General features: G+C 64.3%; 18 protein-coding genes. 8 read left to right on the top strand and 10 right to left on the bottom strand.

All coding sequences use genetic code 11. From position 1 onward, the window contains the following. The first annotated feature begins 10 nt into the window (after positions 1-10). From AAN986_RS26885 to AAN986_RS26875, 3 genes are all read left to right on the top strand, one after another. On the top strand, positions 11-751 hold the full coding sequence (locus tag AAN986_RS26885; RefSeq protein ID WP_016449385.1) for a TerC family protein: 741 nt from the start codon (positions 11-13) through the stop codon (positions 749-751). Between the two features lie 134 nt (positions 752-885). Further along, on the top strand, positions 886-1,344 hold the full coding sequence (locus AAN986_RS26880; RefSeq protein WP_047218921.1) for a hypothetical protein: 459 nt from the start codon (positions 886-888) through the stop codon (positions 1,342-1,344). Between the two features lie 152 nt (positions 1,345-1,496). Next, positions 1,497-1,844 carry a phage holin family protein gene (locus AAN986_RS26875; protein ID WP_047218922.1) on the top strand — a complete coding sequence of 116 codons (348 nt, stop codon included), beginning with the start codon at positions 1,497-1,499 and terminating at the stop codon, positions 1,842-1,844. On the opposite strand, the gene AAN986_RS26870 is transcribed toward AAN986_RS26875, so the two are convergent. Beyond that, complete coding sequence (locus AAN986_RS26870) at positions 1,818-3,443, bottom strand: M48 family metalloprotease (RefSeq protein WP_047218923.1); 1,626 nt, start codon at positions 3,441-3,443, stop codon at positions 1,818-1,820. The genes AAN986_RS26875 and AAN986_RS26870 overlap by 27 nt on opposite strands. 152 nt (positions 3,444-3,595) lie before the next feature. Here AAN986_RS26870 and moaC point away from each other — a divergent pair, with 152 nt between their 5' ends. Continuing rightward, positions 3,596-4,069, top strand: a complete 474-nt coding sequence (moaC, locus tag AAN986_RS26865; protein WP_047218924.1) for a cyclic pyranopterin monophosphate synthase MoaC — start codon at positions 3,596-3,598, stop codon at positions 4,067-4,069. Positions 4,070-4,093: 24 nt separating this feature from the next. Here the strand turns inward: moaC and tfpZ are convergent, their stop codons facing one another. The 7 genes from tfpZ to sucC form a co-directional block, all read right to left on the bottom strand. Beyond that, positions 4,094-4,864 (bottom strand): TfpX/TfpZ family type IV pilin accessory protein, encoded by a 771-nt coding sequence (gene tfpZ, locus AAN986_RS26860; RefSeq protein WP_047218925.1) that lies wholly within the window; start codon positions 4,862-4,864, stop codon positions 4,094-4,096. Between the two features lie 115 nt (positions 4,865-4,979). Further along, the gene (locus AAN986_RS26855) at positions 4,980-5,567 is read right to left on the bottom strand and encodes a pilin (protein ID WP_047218926.1); all 588 of its coding nucleotides are present in this window, start codon (positions 5,565-5,567) and stop codon (positions 4,980-4,982) included. Between the two features lie 222 nt (positions 5,568-5,789). Then, entirely contained in the window at positions 5,790-6,500 is a 711-nt protein-coding gene (locus AAN986_RS26850; RefSeq protein ID WP_017405118.1) for an FHA domain-containing protein, read from the bottom strand. Positions 6,501-6,748: 248 nt separating this feature from the next. Then, a complete protein-coding gene (locus AAN986_RS26845) occupies positions 6,749-7,531 on the bottom strand; it encodes a protein phosphatase 2C domain-containing protein (RefSeq protein WP_017405117.1) in 783 nt (260 codons plus the stop codon). A gap of 294 nt (positions 7,532-7,825) precedes the next feature. Beyond that, positions 7,826-8,518, bottom strand: coding sequence for a TerC family protein (locus tag AAN986_RS26840; RefSeq protein WP_016449393.1), 693 nt, complete (start codon positions 8,516-8,518; stop codon positions 7,826-7,828). A 165-nt stretch (positions 8,519-8,683) separates the two neighbouring features. Further along, positions 8,684-9,577 (bottom strand): succinate--CoA ligase subunit alpha, encoded by an 894-nt coding sequence (gene sucD / locus AAN986_RS26835; protein WP_016449394.1) that lies wholly within the window; start codon positions 9,575-9,577, stop codon positions 8,684-8,686. A gap of 20 nt (positions 9,578-9,597) precedes the next feature. Continuing rightward, positions 9,598-10,758: an ADP-forming succinate--CoA ligase subunit beta gene (sucC, locus tag AAN986_RS26830; protein ID WP_016449395.1), complete on the bottom strand. Its 1,161-nt coding sequence runs from the start codon at positions 10,756-10,758 to the stop codon at positions 9,598-9,600. Between the two features lie 435 nt (positions 10,759-11,193). On the opposite strand from sucC, the gene argC reads away from it, so the two are divergent. Genes argC through yddG form a run of 3 tightly spaced genes read left to right on the top strand, consistent with a single transcriptional unit; the run spans position 11,194 to position 14,949 of the window. Then, positions 11,194-12,126 carry an N-acetyl-gamma-glutamyl-phosphate reductase gene (gene argC, locus AAN986_RS26825; RefSeq protein ID WP_016454237.1) on the top strand — a complete coding sequence of 311 codons (933 nt, stop codon included), beginning with the start codon at positions 11,194-11,196 and terminating at the stop codon, positions 12,124-12,126. After that, complete coding sequence (locus tag AAN986_RS26820) at positions 12,123-14,006, top strand: hypothetical protein (protein ID WP_046987232.1); 1,884 nt, start codon at positions 12,123-12,125, stop codon at positions 14,004-14,006. Before argC ends, AAN986_RS26820 begins: the two co-directional genes overlap by 4 nt. Before the next feature lie 22 nt (positions 14,007-14,028). Beyond that, entirely contained in the window at positions 14,029-14,949 is a 921-nt protein-coding gene (gene yddG / locus AAN986_RS26815) for an aromatic amino acid DMT transporter YddG (protein WP_016449398.1), read from the top strand. On the opposite strand, the gene recX is transcribed toward yddG, so the two are convergent. Together recX and recA are read right to left on the bottom strand one after the other, a co-directional pair. Further along, complete coding sequence (recX, locus tag AAN986_RS26810) at positions 14,946-15,425, bottom strand: recombination regulator RecX (RefSeq protein WP_047218927.1); 480 nt, start codon at positions 15,423-15,425, stop codon at positions 14,946-14,948. The two genes, yddG and recX, sit on opposite strands and share 4 nt — an antisense overlap. Before the next feature lie 202 nt (positions 15,426-15,627). Then, on the bottom strand, positions 15,628-16,731 hold the full coding sequence (gene recA / locus AAN986_RS26805; RefSeq protein ID WP_016449400.1) for a recombinase RecA: 1,104 nt from the start codon (positions 16,729-16,731) through the stop codon (positions 15,628-15,630). A 147-nt stretch (positions 16,732-16,878) separates the two neighbouring features. On the opposite strand from recA, the gene AAN986_RS26800 reads away from it, so the two are divergent. Then, positions 16,879-17,379, top strand: coding sequence for a MarR family transcriptional regulator (locus AAN986_RS26800; RefSeq protein ID WP_017407164.1), 501 nt, complete (start codon positions 16,879-16,881; stop codon positions 17,377-17,379). The last annotated feature ends 35 nt before the right edge of the window (positions 17,380-17,414 follow it).

Below are 17,414 nucleotides of genomic sequence, written 5' to 3'. Positions count from 1 at the left end.
CGAGGACCTTATGGACTTGGACTTTCTGACTCACGCCCCGTTCTGGGTGGCCCTGGGCCAAATCATCATCATCGACATCCTGCTGGGCGGGGACAACGCGGTCGTGATCGCGCTGGCCTGCCGCAAGCTGCCGCCCGCGCAGCGCAAGAAGGGCATCATCTGGGGCACGGCTGGCGCCATCATCCTGCGCGTCATCCTGATCGCCTTCGCGATGACGCTGCTGGCGCTGCCCTTCCTGAAGTTTGTCGGCGCACTGCTGCTGGTGTGGATCGGTATCAAGCTGATTGCGCCTGATGAAGATGGCCATGACAACATCCAGGGCAGCGACAAGCTGCTGGCGGCCATCAAGACCATCATCGTCGCCGACCTGGTGATGAGCGTGGACAACGTGATCGCCATCGCCGGCGCCGCACAGAGCTCGGGCGAACACCAGCTGCTGCTGGTCGTGCTGGGTCTGTTGATCTCCATCCCCATCATCGTCTGGGGCTCGCAGCTCGTGATCAAGCTGATGGAGCGCTTCCCCATCATCATCGTGGCCGGCGGCATGCTGCTGGGCTGGATTGCCGGCGGCATGCTGGTCACCGACCCCGTCTTCGCCAATACGGAGAAGTGGGACTGGATGGTCAAGCTGCCCCAGACCGACATGCTCAAGTACGGTGCCAGCGTGTTCGGAGCCCTGCTGGTGCTGGCACTGGGCAAGTACATCGCTTCGCGCCGTCCTGCTCCCAAGGCGGATGCCCACGGAGCTTGATTTCCTGAAAAGTTGAGGTTGGCGCCGGGTTGGCCTGTCTGGCCTCCCGCGCCGATTCGCGACAATCCAGTGCAAGGGCGGCTTTGACCGCCCGCCTGTCCCACCCCGCAAACCCAGTTCGACAAGGACTTGCTTTGAACCCCATCATCGTCTACGTGGATGACGCTTCCTACGCCCTGCCTCTGGTCCAGGCCCTGGCCGCCTCGCCGCAGGCCCAGTCCTCGCACTGGTTGCTGGTGGCCTGCGCACCGCGCATAACCCACCGTGTCAGCAAATGGGTGAGCCACAGCGCACGCGAAAGCTGGCGCGGCAAGTGGGCCGACAAGCTGTTTGCCCAGTTGCTGCCGGTGTTCGGTGACAGTGCAGGCCGAATCACGCCGGTGCTGGCCAAGGGGCCGCTGGCCGAACTGGTGGCCCAGCTCCAGCAGGAGCATGGCGCGGCCCAGATCGTCGATGCGCGCCGCCCCAAGCAGGAAGCCACGGCCCCAGCCGTGGCGCCTGCAGCCCCGCTGGGCCGGCGCTGGAATCTTCCGGGAACGCTGGCGGCCATCGGCGCGCTGATGGGCCTGGTGTTCGAGGAAGCGATGATCTAAAGGCTGGCATCTGCCTGGCTGCTCTGGTCAGACGATCACTGTCAGGACGGCATCCCGGAAAACGGGATGCCGTTTTTCATAGAGTTCTCCGGTCCACGGTTCCCAGTGCGCCGCCTCAACCCGGATCTGCCGGCTGCTGCTATGCTGCCCGCATGAAAATCCTGATCAAATGGCTGCTCAGCGCCGGTGCCCTGCTGGTCGTGGCCTATCTCTATGGTGGCGTGCAGGTCAACAGCTTCAGCTCGGCCATGATCGCGGCGCTGGTCATCGGCCTGCTCAACGCGGTGCTGCGGCCCATCCTCGTGGTGCTGACGCTGCCCGTGACCATCGTGACGGTCGGGCTGTTTCTCTTCGTGGTCAACGGACTGATGTTCTGGGCAGCCTCGGGCCTGCTCAACGGCTTTCATGTCGCGGGCTTTTGGGCAGCCATGTTGGGCGCGCTCATCTACTCGCTGCTGGGCCTGGCCATCGAGTCACTTCTCGCGCGCCTGTTCCCTTAGCAGCTCCTCCACGGCACGCAGCCGCGTGTCCACGATGGAGGCTTCAATGAAATCCACCTTGGGCCCGCCCTTGCGGGCCAGTTCCTGCGCTGCCTTGAAGCGATCCACCGCGGCCGCATAGTCGTAGTGCGCGACCTGGGCCTCGGCCTCGGCGCGCAGCGCGCGCAGCTCCTGGCCCTGAGAGCGCTGAACCTGGGCCAGCAGTTGCCAGGCGCTGGCATCGCGCGGGTGGTCCGTCACCCAGGTCTGCAGCGGGCCTGCCATGCTGGCGGCGCCCTGCTCGCGCAGCAGGATCTGTGTGCGCATCAGCAGCTCGGGCCGGCGCACCGCACGGCTTTCGACCACATTGACGGTGGCCAGACTGGGGCCGCTTTCCGTTGTCTTGGCGGGGACGGATTCCGTGGGACTGGCCTGGGCAGGTGCGGCTGCAGGCAGGTAGAGCGGTGGCAATGCCTGCAACGCGGCGCCGGGCTTGCCGGCCGTCAGCTCCAGTTCGGCCTGCAGCAGCCTGGCCTGCCGCAGGGCGCCGGGATCGGCGGCCGTGGCCGCTTGAAGGCGCCCGGACATTTCCCGCGCCTCGGCCCAATCGCGCAATTGCACGGCGCTCAGCGTGGCGGCATACAACTGTGCCACCTGCTGGGTCGGTGTTTGGCTCCCAAAGCTGGTGGAGCGCGGCAGCTCGGCCCACTGGCGCAGCACGTCCACGCCCGGGCGCGACAGCACGCGGGCCCGTGCGGCCATCATCACGTGTTCCAGGGAAGGGGCGGGCGCGGGCGCAACGCCGCGTGGCAGGCGTGAATGCATGTCGGCCATGCGCTCCGTGGTCAGCGGATGGCTGCGCAGATAGGGCCAGCTGCCGTTGTCATTGAGCCGATTGGCCTGCTGCAGCTTGTCGAACATGGTGACAAAGCCCTGAGGCGCAAAGCCCGCAGGCGCCATCAAGCCATAACCCATGCGGTCGGCCTCGCGTTCCATGTCGCGAGAGAAGTTCAGCTGGTTCTGCACGGCCAGCGCCTGGCCGCCCATCATCATCGCCATGGCGGCATCCGGGCTGCGGCTGGCGGCCAGGGCGCCCAGGATCATCGAGCCGATCATCAGCGGCGTCTGCTTGCCCTGCTGGGCAATGAGCCGCGCAATGTGGCGCTGCGTGACGTGGCTCAATTCATGCGCCAGCACCGAAGCCAGTTCGTCGCGCGTGCTGACCACGCCGATCAGTCCCAGGTGCACTCCCAGATAGCCGCCGGGCAGCGCAAAGGCGTTGACCGAGCGGTCCCGCCCCAGCAGGATCTCCCAGGCAAAGCGCTCTTCCAGCTCGTCCGACAGCTCGCCACGCGTGCGCGCCGCATCGACCAGGTGCTGCCAGATGCCTTCCACATACTCCTGCAGTACCGCATCGTCGATGTAGTCCGGATCGCGGTACAGCGAGCGGATGATGCGGTCACCCAGGCGCCGCTCGTCACTGGTCGTCGTGGCCGCGCCATCGCCCAGCGTGGGCAGGCGCAATTGGGCCTGTGCCGGTGTATGCGTTGCGATGGCGAGAGAGGCCGCCAGCAACTGCAGGCCGACGGCGATACGTGTCTTCAGGCGTGATGGGCGCATGGGCAGGTAAGAACCAAGGGGCCGGGCCCGTGCATAGGCACGGGGCGGTGAAACACCCCACTATGATGCCTCGGTTCGCCGAACGTTCACGGCAGGACTGACCAGCGTGTCAGGACTGCCGTAGACCGGCCCGTGTATTTTTTGGAGTTGCCATGTCTTCCCTCACCCATTTCGACGCCCAGGGCCAGGCCCACATGGTCGATGTCGGCGCCAAGCCTGCCACCCACCGCATCGCGGTCGCCGAAGGCCGCATCACCATGCAGCCCGCCACCCTGGCCATCATCCAGAGCGGCACCGCCAAGAAGGGCGACGTGCTGGGCATCGCGCGCATCGCCGGCATCATGGCTGCCAAGAAGACCAGTGAACTGATTCCTCTGTGCCATCCACTGGCACTGACGCGGGTGGCTGTGGAGTTTGAGCTGTTGGCCGAGGCATCTGCCGTTCGTTGCGTGGCAACCGTGGAAACGGTAGGACCTACGGGGGTTGAGATGGAGGCCCTGACCGCCGTGCAGGTCGCCCTGCTCACCGTCTATGACATGTGCAAGGCGGTGGACAAGGGCATGGTGATGGAGGGGGTCAGGGTGCTGGAAAAGCGCGGAGGGAAGTCGGGGGGGGTTGCGGCGTAACCAGCCGCCACTGGCGTGGTCTGATCAGAATCCGTCTACATGCACGAATGCAATCGGCTGTGCGCTTGCTTTGTCTAGCAAGGCCACCCAGTCCGTGGCGCGGTAGCTCGTGACAGGGAGCCAGAGCAGATTTTCGGAAGATTGCCTGCTTTCAATGACGGCCTTTTCGATCTTGTCTGCATTCGCCGGATTTTTCTTCAACAGAAGGTCCAAAGGGTATGCCTTGGATCTGACTTTCGGAATGATGGATTCGTAACTTGTCCACCAATCTGGTCGGAATGCGGGATCAATGCCTTGTAAGGAAAGATCAAGGCTTTTTATCATTTCGTCATTGCTGACAGGCTCTCTGGTTCCGATGAGCTGAATGCCTCGCCAAGGCAGGAAATGCAGTTGATTTTTGTCTGGCTTGAGATGTTCCTTTTGTATATCTGCATAAGTCACTACATGCAGGCGGTCCACCTCGAATGCCAGATAGACGGGGCGCGCTTGCCAAAGAGCATGTATGCCGTAGATGAGGGCTCCCAACTGGATCAAGGCAATCAACCCCAGGTCCAGAAGCAATTCGCGTCGTGGCTTGCTGGGCGTGTAGATGATGGCTGTCAGCAAGGGGCCGCACACTACATCAACAGAAACTACCAGCCAGAATAGGGAGCTTCCGCCCGCCAGCTCTCTAAAGGGATAGGGGAACCACAGGTAGAAAACCAGGAATCCCGCGATGCTGGCAATGGTCAGGCTTATCAGGAAATGCAGCAGAGCCGCACGCAGCGCGGACTTAAATCTGGGCCTGGATAGCATGGTGAAGGCTGAGATGACTTGAAGAGAGGGGGCAGGTGGAAGCAGGTCCCCGTGATTCCAAAAAAAAAGGGAGTGCCAGGCACTCCCTTTTAAAAGATCGGACGATCGTTAAGTATTAACGGCACTCTGCGGGAGCCAGCTTTTGGGGCAGGGTCGCACCAGAAATTGTAATCTTGAAGGGAGAGGTGGCACCTGCAGCACGGCACCTCCACTTGATGGCATCCGTGGGCGGCGTGAATGCCTTGGTTCCGTCAGGCAGGCGTTCTTCGCTGGTGCCATTGGAAGCGCCAGTGTAAGGCACCAGAAACAGAGTATTGCTGCCTGCAGCTTCAATACGCGTGCTGTAAGGGATGGTGATGTCGCCGGTGGCGGGGTTAATTTGAATAGCGCTACCGACCGTGGTAGCGGAGTTCTTGTAGGTCTTGGGGTCCGGTACGGTGAGCGGGCCAAGCACGTTGTCCGACAGTGTCGGGGGCACGTAGCCGGAGCCATAGCCTTCTTCATCTTCAGCCACAGCGCCCTTGGCGACGATGTCAGCAACATTTTGCTTCGCGGCACCTGCCTGCACCAGACCTTCCGAAACGCGTGCGCGCTTGGTGTAGTCCTGATAAGCCGGCAGCGCAACCGCTGCCAGAATGCCGATGATCGCCACGACGATCATCAGTTCGATCAAGGTAAAACCTTGCTGGATGGAACGCTTCATGAACTTCTCCTCATAGGGGTTGATTGCATGCTCTACTGAGCAAGAGCCGTGCCAGTCGCTCCAGGGGGCCAAGGTCCAGGTCTATGTATGGTTTGGTTGCAACTGACACGGTTGGACGCCATTCTCTGACAAATTGATCCACTTGTTGTGACGTTTTTGTCAGAGATCGTGCGCTTGCTACAGACGTCACGCGAGGCTTGTCGGCGGGGTCGAGCTGGTTCCTCACGCCACCAGGAACTGCATCTGCGTGCCTGCCAGCTCCACCGTGTCTCCGTGCTGCAGTGGCATGGGGCGGCGGCCGATTTCCTGGCCGTTGAGCTTGAGGCTGAGGGCGTCACCTTCCAGCTGGGCGAGCACGAAGCCGTGGTGCTTCTGGGTGATGGAGGCGACGGCCACGCCGGGCTTGCCCAGGGTAGTGACGACTTTGACCAGCGGGACTTCGCGGCCGGCGGCGTTGCCGTTGAGCATGCGGATGGCAGCCTGGCGTGTGGCCAGGCCGGCCATCGAAGGCGGCAGGGTGTGGTCGAAGCCTGAGGGGGTCTGGGTGCTGAACTGCGATGGCAGGTCTTCCGCCAAGGGGGCTGGGCGGGTTGCCTCCACTGCTGCGGCAATGGCCGCCAGTGCCGAGCGCGAGGAGGCGCTGACCTGCTGCTGCACGAAGCGGATCTTGTACTTGCCGATGTCCAGCAGGTCGCCGTGGTTCAGGGTCTGGCGCAGTATGGGCTGGCCGTTGACATAGGTGCCATTGGTGCTGCGCAGGTCTTCGATGATGACGGCACCGTCGACGATGCTGAGCACGGCATGCTCCCCGCTGACCGCGAGGTTGTCGATGACGATGTCGTTGTAGGGGCGGCGTCCCAGCGTGGTGCGCTCCTTGGTCAGCTGCACTTCCTTGATGACGGCGCCGTCGATGGAGATGACCAGGGTCGGCATGCTCAAAATTCCTTTGTTATGCCCGGCTTGCACTGCACTGGGTGATCCGGAGCTGGGGTCTATCCAACTATTATGTCTGCGGCCCGGGCACGCCGGAGTCCGTCATCGTATTTGATACAGGCTATGGCTTGTCTTTGACCGATTGTTGGGTGCGCAATCATTTTTGACAATTGGAACCTGGGGTTTCTGCGCACGCAAGCGCGTCCATCGGATGGGTTCTGCCGTCGATCCCTGCGCTCTGTCTGGGCTCAATCGATGGCAGCGCAGGCGGTAGAGGGCGGATTGGCCTGGAGTTCGATGAGCGCTGCGCTGATGTTGTCGTTTCCGCCTGCTTCATTGGCGGCCGTGAGCAGCGAGGTCAGCAGCACGGGCAGCGGGCTGGACTGCTTGAACAGTGCGGCAATGGCGTCGTCATCGAGCATGTCGGTTAGGCCGTCGGAGCACAGCAGGATGCGGTCGCCAGGCTGCAGCGGCCATTCATTGAAGTCGGGTGTGACGTCCTGGGTCACGCCCAGGGCCTGGGTGAGCAGGTGGCCCAGGCCGGATTGCCGGGCTTCGTGGTCCTGGATGCGGCCTGCATCGATTTCTTCCTGGAGCCAGGTGTGGTCCCGGGTCAGGCGCAGCAGTTGTCCATCGCGCCATCCATAGGCCCGCGAGTCGCCGAGGTGGGCCAGCATCAGCAGGCCGGGCAGCAAAGCGGCTGCGATGACGGTGGTGCCCATGCCGCGGCAGCCGGGTGTTTCCTGGGCGGCGGTGAGGATGGCGGCGTTGGCCAGGTTCAGGGCATTGGCAAGTGACTGCTGCAATTCCTGGCGGGCCTGCGGCGTGTTGGCCACAGGCGCCTCGGTGGTGGTGCTTTGCAGCGCCACGGATACCAGGCTGATGGCCATGGCGCTGGCGACTTCGCCGGCGTTGTAGCCGCCCATGCCATCGGCCAGCACGGCAATGGGCCAGGGCTGGGCGCTGGGATGGATGGTGACGGCGTCCTCATTGTTGTCACGGCGCCGGCCCACATCGGTGCGTGCAACCATGGCGCAGTACTGGGCAGGAGCTTCCTGCCGGGTGGGTTGGTCCGGGATTTGGGGGGCGCTGGGCATGGTGGCAAAGGACGGATTCGGCGGTGGTGCCATCAGTCCCTGGTGTGCAGATGCAATGGTGAAGACCGGTGCACAGCGTAAATGAAAACAGTGCGCGCAAGTGCCCGGAATGCGCGGGCGCAACGGCTCGTCAGCTTGACGCCACATCAAGATGGGTCCTCACAAAGCAAAAACGCACTGCCGGGGCAGTGCGTTCGTGATGCGGCGAAGGTGCTGCCTGCAGCAGCGTCAGGCCTGGGCTGCGTGCTTTGCGCCGGAGCGCGCCTGCAGGAACTTGCCAATGCCCACGACCAGCACGGCGCCGGCTGCGGCCGCCACATAGTGCAGCCAGGGGTGGCTGATGGCGTAGCCGTGCAGCAGGCGGTCGTTGACGATGGTTTCTCCGCCGACCCAGCCGATCAGGGCGGCGCCCAGCGTGATGATGACGGGGAAGCGCTCCATGAGCTTGATCATCAGCGTGGAGCCGAAGATCACCAGCGGGATGCTGATGGCCAGGCCCAGGATCAGCAGGACCATGTTGCCCTGCGCAGTGGCGGCCACGGCGATCACGTTGTCCAGGCTCATCACCAGGTCGGCGATCAGGATGGTGCGGATGGCGACCATCATGCTGCCATGGCCCTTGGATTCGCCTTCATCATCTTCTTCGCCGGTCAGCAGCTGCAGGCCGATCCACAGCAGCAGGCAGCCGCCCACGATCTGCAGGAACGACAGCTCCAGCAGCTTGGCCGCGACCACGGTCAGGATGATCCGCAGCACCACGGCGGCGCCGGAGCCGAACATGACGGCTTTCTTTTGCTGTGCGGGGGGCAGCGAGCGTGCTGCGAGGGCGATGACGACGGCGTTGTCGCCAGACAGGATGATGTTGATCCAGACGATCTTCAACAGGCCGATCCAGAAATCGGCGCTTTGCAGGTATTCCATGGTTTCTCCGCTGTTATGAGTTGAAAAGCGCCAGGGCGGTAGCCTCTGGCGCTTTTTCTTTTTTGGAGTCGTCAGTGTAGGGCGGACTTGCCGCCTTACCGATTCGTAATTCTGCGTAATTTCTTCCTGGAGCGAACCCTGGATGTCACGCAGAACCGGTGCCGCTTAGATCAGGCCCTTGAGCAGGCGGCCCATTTCGGAGGGATTGCGGGTGATGACGAAACCGCACTCTTCCATGATGGCCAGCTTGGCGTCGGCCGTGTCGGCACCGCCGGAGATCAGCGCGCCGGCGTGGCCCATGCGCTTGCCGGGAGGGGCGGTGACACCCGCGATGAAGCCGACGATCGGCTTCTTCATGTTGTCCTTGCACCAGCGGGCAGCTTCGGCTTCGTCGGGACCGCCGATTTCGCCGATCATGATGACGGCGTCGGTGTCGGGATCGTCGTTGAAGGCCTTCATCACGTCGATGTGCTTGAGGCCGTTGATCGGGTCACCGCCGATGCCCACGGCCGACGACTGGCCAATGCCCAGTTCGGTCAGCTGTGCCACGGCTTCGTAGGTCAGCGTGCCGGAGCGGCTGACCACGCCGACGCGGCCCTTCTTGTGGATGTGGCCGGGCATGATGCCGATCTTGATCTCGTCGGGCGTGATCAGGCCGGGGCAGTTGGGGCCCAGCAGCAGGGTGCGCTTGCCGCCTGCAGCTTCCTTGGCGCGCATCTTGTTGCGCACTTCCAGCATGTCACGGACGGGGATGCCTTCGGTGATGCAGATGGCCAGGTCCAGGTCGGCTTCCACGGCTTCCCAGATCGCGGCGGCAGCGCCTGCGGGGGGAACGTAGATCACGGAGACCGTGGCGCCCGTGCCTTGTGCGGCTTCCTTGACGGAGGCGTAGATTGGCACGTCGAAGATCTTTTCGCCGGCCTTCTTGGGGTTCACACCGGCCACGAAGCAGTTCTTGCCGTTCGCGTACTCGATGCATTTTTCCGTGTGGAACTGGCCCGTCTTGCCCGTGATGCCTTGGGTGATGACCTTGGTGTCTTTATTGATGTAGATAGACATGGTGTGTTCTCCGGGCCTGCTTACTTGACGGCTTCGACGATCTTCGTGGCCGCTTCGGCCATGGTGTCGGCGCTGATGATGGGCAGGCCGGACTCGGCCAGCATCTTCTTGCCCAGTTCTTCGTTCGTGCCCTTCATGCGCACGACCAAGGGCACTTGCAGGTTCACGGCCTTGCAGGCAGTGATCACGCCGGTGGCGATGGTGTCGCACTTCATGATGCCGCCGAAGATGTTGACCAGAATGCCTTCGACCTTGGGGTTCTTCAGCATGATCTTGAAGGCTTCGGTGACCTTCTCGGGGGTGGCGCCGCCGCCCACGTCCAGGAAGTTGGCCGGCTCGCCGCCGAACAGCTTGATGGTGTCCATGGTGGCCATGGCCAAGCCGGCACCGTTGACCAGGCAGCCGATGTTGCCGTCCAGCGAGATGTAGGCCAGATCGAACTTGGAGGCTTCGACTTCGGCGGGATCTTCTTCGTCCAGGTCGCGCAGTGCCACGATTTCGGGCAGGCGGAACAGGGCGTTGGCGTCGAAGTTGAACTTGGCGTCCAGGGCAATGACATTGCCCTTGCTGTCACGGTTCAGGGGGTTGATCTCGACCAGCGAGGCATCCGTGTCCATGTAGCACTTGTAGAGCTTCTGGCAGATGTCGATGAACTGGGCAGTGGAGTCGGCAGGCATGCCGATGCCCTTGGCCAGCTCTTCGCCCTGGGCCTGGGTCAGACCGACCAGGGGATCGACGAAGATGGTGATGATCTTCTCGGGCGTGGAGTGGGCCACTTCCTCGATGTCCATGCCGCCTTCGCTCGACGCGATGAAGGCCACCTTCTGCGTGGCGCGATCGGTCACGCACGACAGGTAGTATTCCTTCTGGATGTCGGCGCCGTCTTCGATGTACAGGCGGCGGACCTTCTGGCCTTCGGGGCCGGTCTGGTGCGTGACCAGCTGCATGCCCAGGATCTGGCCAGCCAGTGCCTTGACGTCGTCGATGCTCTTGGCAACCTTCACGCCGCCGCCCTTGCCGCGACCACCAGCGTGGATCTGGGCCTTCACGACCCACACGGGGCCGCCGAGCTTCTGGGCGGCCTCGACGGCCTCTTGCACTGTGAACGCAGGGATACCGCGAGGTACAGGCACACCAAACTGACGCAAGATGTCCTTGCCTTGGTATTCATGAATCTTCATGATGTCTCTCTCAAACAAATAGGGGGGGATTGACCCGGTAGCCCTGGGGTGCTGCCTCAAGGCGGAGTGACCTGGCAATCGCCGAATGTACCATGCTGCACTGCGCCATCCGACACGCCCCCATGCGCAGAATCCACAATTTCCTGCGGGCCAAGCAGCATGCCAGGAACTGTGCAATGCATTGATATGTCAGGGAAAAGACGGTTTCCCGACATTTCCTCCAGACGCCACAGCTCTTTTGTCTTATAGAGGATCTGCAGACGGCCCTGCCCGCCGTTTGTAACAGGCGCATGTCAGCGGCCCTGGATCGCCGCTGCCAACCGTTTTGCGACAACGGGCGCAGGGGGACCCGGTTTCGGTGAGAATCCGCAGCTGGAACGCGGCAATGGTGCCGCAGCGGCTCCAGGAGGGCCGCGCAGCAGGAGAAATACAGCGATGGCAAAAGTCTTTATCGATGGCGAAGCAGGCACGACAGGGCTGCAGATCCGTGAGCGTCTGGTCGATCTGTCCGGCGTGGAGCTGGTCAGCATTGCGCCCGAGCTGCGAAAGGATCCTGCTGCCAAGCGTGCGCTGATCGCCGGCGTGGACCTGGTCATCCTGTGCCTGCATGACGACGCTGCGCGCGAAACCGTGGCCATGGTCGACGCCATCGAGGCCGAGACCGGCCGCGCCATCAAGATCATCGATGCCTCCACCGCCCACCGCGTGGCGCCGGGCTGGGTCTACGGCTTTCCCGAGCTGCGCAAGGGCCAGCTGGACGCCGTCAAGGCTGCCACGCGCGTGGCCAACCCCGGCTGCTATGCCACGGGCGCCATCGCACTGCTGCACCCGCTGGTGGCGGCAGGCCTCATTCCAGCCGACTACCCGCTGAGCCTGCCCTCGGTGTCCGGCTACTCGGGCGGCGGCCGCAGCATGATCGAAGCCTACGAGGCCGGCACGGCCGCGCCTTACGAGGCCTATGCGCTGGGCCTGTCGCACAAGCACATTCCCGAAATCCTGCACTACACGGGCATGACGCGCCGCCCGGTCTTCATTCCTGCCGTGGGCAATTTCCGCCAGGGCATGCTGGTGCAACTGCCCCTGCATCTGGACCTGCTGCCGGGCGCGCCCAAGGCCGCCGATCTGCACGATGCGCTGGCCGCCCACTACGCGGCGACCAACACGCCCGAGCAATGGGTGTCGGTGCTGCCGCCCACCGAAGACATGAAGCTGGCTGCCGATACGCTGACCGACACGAACAAGCTGGAGTTGCGTGTATTCGCCAATGAGCAGTACCGCCAGGCCGTGCTGATCGCCCGTCTGGACAACCTGGGCAAGGGCGCCAGCGGCGCCGCCGTGCAGAACCTGCAGATCATGCTGGGCCTGTGAGGCCCCCCGCGCCCCCGTCCTTGCCGGGCCGGCGCGGTCCGGTCTGGGGCCATGTCCTGGCCCTGGCCGTGCTGTGTCTGCTGATCGTTGTGTTCGCCTGGAAGCTGCGGCCGGCATTGCCTTCCTCATCGCGCCTGCTGCTGAGTCCGCTGCTGGGCAATATGGAAGCCTGCCTGGTGCAGGACGGGCTGCGCGAGGATTTTCCCAAGGAATTCCAGCAGGTGCCTGCCAGTTGCCTGGGCCCTCAGGGCTCGGCCGCGGAAATGGTGAAAGCCACGCTGCAGCGCTTGGGTCGGCCGCAGGGCGAGGGGCTGGAGCTGGGCTATACGCTCAGCGTGCCTCTGCTGCGCTATGTGCAGTGGAACGGCCGGGCCTGGGAAGTCCGGGGCGAGGCGCTGGACCGCGTGGTGCGCACGGTGGCGCAGGCGCAGCGGCCCGTGGTGCTCTACCTGTTCGCCACGCATTTCGAGGTTCACTCCCAGGCCGAGGAGCGCCTGGCCGCCGATCCCGCCAATCTGGCCTGGACGCCCAAGGGACCGCTGCCGCTGGACACCTATCTGGGCGCGCGCATCTTCCCGTGGTCGGTTGCGCGGCAGGACAATGAAATCACGCGCGTGCGCAAGCTGGTCGTCGATGCCCTGGCCGAGCGCATGTGCGCTGCGGGCGATGCCGCCATGCATCCGCTGCGTGCGCTCACCGTGCTGGGCGAGACGCACCAGCTGTTCCCGGGTTTCGAGGCCGGCATGGGGTTCGCGGCCGAAGGCTATGCGGTCACCGACTACAGCCCTGCATCCGTGGCGGGCTTCCATGCATTCCTGCGCCAGCGCTATGGCGACATTGCGCGGCTCAATGCCCATCTGAAGTCGGAGTTCGCCAGCTTCGATGCGGTGGAGCCTCCGTCGCGCAACATCCGCAGCGAGCCGCTGCAGAACTTCTTCCAGCACATCGACAGCTATGCGGCTGGCACGGTCCCGGTGTCCGGCTGGGTCCACTCGCCCGACGCGAAGCTGCAAAAGCAACTGGCCGTGGCCGTCTTCGTGGACGGGCGCCCCTACTCGCACGCCCCCGTGCACATGCACCGTCAGGATGTGGCCCAGGCCAAGCCTGATTTCCTCACGCCCGATGTGGGCTGGCGTGCCGACATCCGCTATCCGGCGCTGGGCGAGGGCCTGCACCGCATCGACGTGGTGCTGCAGGCCGGCGGGCGCAGTCTGGGCCTGCTGGCCACGCGCCAGATCGCCGTGATGGACCGCCAGCAGGGAGAGCCCAGGCCCCATGCCGCCGAGGCCTTGCCTGACTTCGGCAAGCTGCCCGATGGTGTGGAGTTCTGGGTGGACAGCCCGCAGGACCGGCTGGCGCTGTTCTACAACCCGCTGGTGACGGACTGGAACGATTTTCGCGAGCAGCAGGTGGCCGATTACATCCAGGGCTTTTCCGAGCACATCGGGCACGGCTGCCTGGGCCGGGTGCCTCGCTTTGCCCACCAGCTCAACCCCCATGCGAATCCGAGCTGGGACGCCAGCCGCTACGCCGTGGAGCGCAGCCTGCAACGCATGCCGGGGCTGTCCCTGGGTGTCAGCCTGTATGGCGAAGACACCTATGGGCCGCTGGTCGGCCAGATGCTGCGCCGCTATGGCCACACCGCCTATGGCGTGACGGAGTTCCATCCGCTGGTGGCACTGTCGCCGCAGCGGCTGGAGAAAGTGCTGACCATGCACCGCCGCCAGGGCGCGCGCTTCCTGTCCTTCTTCATGGAGGCGCGTCCCGAGGACGCGACCGGCACGCAGTCCAGCAACGAGTTCTCCTTCGATGCGGACAACCGCGCGCACGGCTCGGACGCGCTTTACCGCTCGCTGCGCCAGGTGCTGCAGCCGCACTGACCTGCCGCGCGCAGCCTTTTCCATGTCTTCAGCGCACAGCAGTTCCCCTGCAGCCGCAGGCCGGGCCACCGCCATCGGCCTGCTGGCCGTGGTGTGCTGGAGCTGCACCGTGGGCCTGATGCGCTCAGTGGCCGAGCCGCTGGGCGCCGTGGGCGGCGCTGCCATGCTCTATACGGTCAGCGCCTTGTGCGTGGCCGCCGTGCGCGGCCTGCCCAGGCCTTCGCAATGGCGAACCATGCACCCGGCCTATTTCTGGGGCTGCGGGCTGCTGTTTGCGGTCTATGAAATCTGTCTGTCGCTGGCGATCGGTCTGGCGCAGGACCGCGCTCAGGCACTGGAGCTGGGGCTGATCAACTACCTGTGGCCCAGCCTGACCATCGTCTTGGCGGTGCTGCTGCGCCAGCAGCATGCGCGCTGGTGGCTGTGGCCCGGCGTGCTGCTGTGCCTGTGGGGGCTGACGCGCGTGCTGGGCGGCGAGTCCCTGCAGATGCATGACATGGCAGACCACATGCTGGCCAATCCGCTGGCCTATGGACTCGCCTTTGGCGCGGCCCTGCTGTGGCCCTGCTATTCGCTGGCTGCTCGGCGCTGGGGTGGGGGGCACAATGCCGTGGGGTTGTTCCTGATCTGGACTGCGCTGGCGCTGTGGATCAAGTGGTTGTGGCTGGGTGGCGAAGGCGGCATGCACTGGTCAGGCACCGTGGTGCTGCAGCTGCTGGCCGTGGGCGGGCTCACGGCCATGGGCTACAGCTGCTGGGAGCACGGCATACAGCACGGGCATCTGGCCGTGATGGCGGCGGCCTCGTACTTCACTCCCGTGTTCTCTGCCTTGCTGGCCAGTGCCTGGCTGCAGGTGCAGCCGGGCTGGGGCTTCTGGCAGGGCGTGGCGCTGGTGACCGTGGGGTCGCTGGTGTGCTGGGGCGCAACCCGGCGCGTGGATTAGTTGCCTTCGTCTGCAGCTCCGTCATCCCAGTCTTCGCTGCGCCCGCGCAGCACCTTGCTCGCTATTTCTCCGCCAAAGCCGCGCGCGGCCAGAAAGCGCATCTGCTTGAGGCGTTCCTGCGGGGTGGCCGGCGGTGCGCCGAAGCGCTGGCGCCATACGGCATGGGCGCGCTGCAATTCGGTGGCGCGCAACTGTTCTGCGGCGGCGCGCACCAGGCCATCGTCCAGCCCCTTGCTGCGCAGCTCCTGCACCACGCGCGATGTGCCAAAGCGCGCGGCCTTGCGATGCAGCACGGACTCGGCCACGCGCTCGGCGCTGATGAAGCCGCGCTGCTCCAGCGCGTCGAGCATGGCGCCCAGGTCCTCGCCTTCCTCCACATGGGGGGCGAGCTTGCGTTCCAGCTCCAGCCGTGAATGTTCGCGCTGGCCCAGCAGCTTGAGCGCCCGGCCTTTGAGCGACAGCTTGGCGAATCCCATGCGGCAATGTCTCCTGAATCATCCCGAATAAAAAAGGCCCCCACGCTCCCCTTGCTGCGCAAGGTCCGCTGCCCCCCAAGGGGGCCGCTTTTTTGCCTTGGGGCGTCCCGGCGATAAAAAAGGCGCAGACGTGAGCCTGCGCCAAGATGGCAAACACAGTGTGCGCAGGCGCTGCGGCGCCTGCTGTGAGGGGTCTGGGCGCTCAGGCTTCGATCACGCCGTCCTTGTCGGCCTTGGCCTTGGCGCCCTTGGCGGCCTTGGCTTCGGGCGCATCGCCGCCGGCCGTGGGCAGCAGGGCAATGCCCAGGCTGTCGCGCACCTTGTTTTCGATCTCCACGGCCAGGCCGCTGTTCTCGCGCAGGAATTCGCGGGCGTTGTCGCGACCCTGGCCGATCTTTTCGCCGTTGTAGGCGTACCAGGCCCCCGACTTGTCGAGGATCTTGGCGTTGACACCCATGTCCAGGATTTCACCTTCGCGCGAGATGCCTTCGCCGAAGAGGATGTCGAACTCGGCGGTCTTGAACGGGGGCGAGACCTTGTTCTTGACGACCTTGACCTTGGTTTCGTTGCCGATGGCTTCGTCGCCCTTCTTGATGGTGCCGGTGCGGCGGATGTCCAGGCGGACCGAGGCGTAGAACTTCAGCGCATTGCCGCCCGTGGTGGTTTCGGGGCTGCCGAACATCACGCCGATCTTCATGCGGATCTGGTTGATGAAGATGACCATGCAATTGGTCTTCTTGATGGTGGAGGTCAGCTTGCGCAGCGCCTGGCTCATCAGGCGGGCCTGCAGGCCGGGCAGCTGGTCGCCCATCTCGCCTTCGATTTCGGCGCGCGGTGTCAGTGCGGCCACCGAGTCCACGACGATCATGTCCACGGCGCCCGAGCGCACCAGGCTGTCCACGATTTCCAGGGCCTGCTCGCCGGTGTCGGGCTGGCTGATCAGCACTTCGTTGAGGTTCACGCCCAGCTTCTGGGCATAGCTGGTGTCCAGCGCGTGTTCTGCGTCGATGAAGGCGCAGGTGCCGCCCTGCTTTTGCATTTCGGCGATGACCTGCAGCGTCAGCGTGGTCTTGCCCGAGGATTCAGGGCCGTAGATCTCGATCACGCGGCCACGGGGCAGGCCGCCCACACCCAGGGCGATGTCCAGGCCCAGCGAGCCGGTGGAGACGACCTGGATGTCCTGGATGGCTTCGCCTTCACCCAGGCGCATGATCGTGCCCTTGCCGAACTGCTTTTCGATCTGGGCGAGTGCGGCCTGCAGGGCCTTGGCTTTTTCACTGTTGGCGGTGGTGACGGCGGTGTTCATGCGGACTCCTGGGTTGGGTATGGATTCAGCTCTGTATTTGCATTCAGGCTGGATGCTTGAACAGTAGTTTATGGGCTTGCTGTCTTGATTTGTTGGTGTTTTTGGTCAGTTTTCCTGACTTGTTGGATTTGCCTCCACAATGCATCCATGAGTGAGCTTTCCCCTGTCACGCCGCCCGCCGATGCCTGGCGCCAGACCCACCTGGGCCGGTTGCTGGGCCATGCCATGCGGCGGTTCGACGCGCGTGTGCTGCAGCTCATGGCGCGCGATGTGGAGGTGCCGCTGGCACTGTCCAACCTCGCTGCGCGCGACAAGGTGGGGGCGGCCCATATCCACATCACGCGGCATCTGTCGCTGGCTGGCGACCGGCTGACGGACCTGGCAGAGCGCGCAGGCATGACCAAGCAGTCCATGGGCGACCTGGTGACCCAGTGCGAGGCCTGGGGCCTGGTCACGCGCGAGAGCGACGAGCGCGATGCGCGCGCGCGCCGCATCCGCTTCACGCCAGCGGGCCTGGCCTGGCTGCAGGCTTTCCATGACGCCGTCTCCCAGGCCGAGGCCGAATTCCGCGAGGAAGTCGGCGACGACATCGCCACCGTGGTGGCGCTGGGGCTGGAGGCCTACGCGGGCGGCGGCTCACTCGGGTAAGGTCCCTGCCCGCGCTGCGGGGCGCATCCTAGAAT

It is taken from the genome of Delftia sp. DS1230, assembly GCF_040112715.1.
Taxonomy (GTDB): domain Bacteria; phylum Pseudomonadota; class Gammaproteobacteria; order Burkholderiales; family Burkholderiaceae_C; genus Comamonas; species Comamonas tsuruhatensis.
The sequence above is the reverse complement of the archived record's forward strand: the minus strand, read 5'-3'. Positions and strand labels throughout refer to the sequence as shown.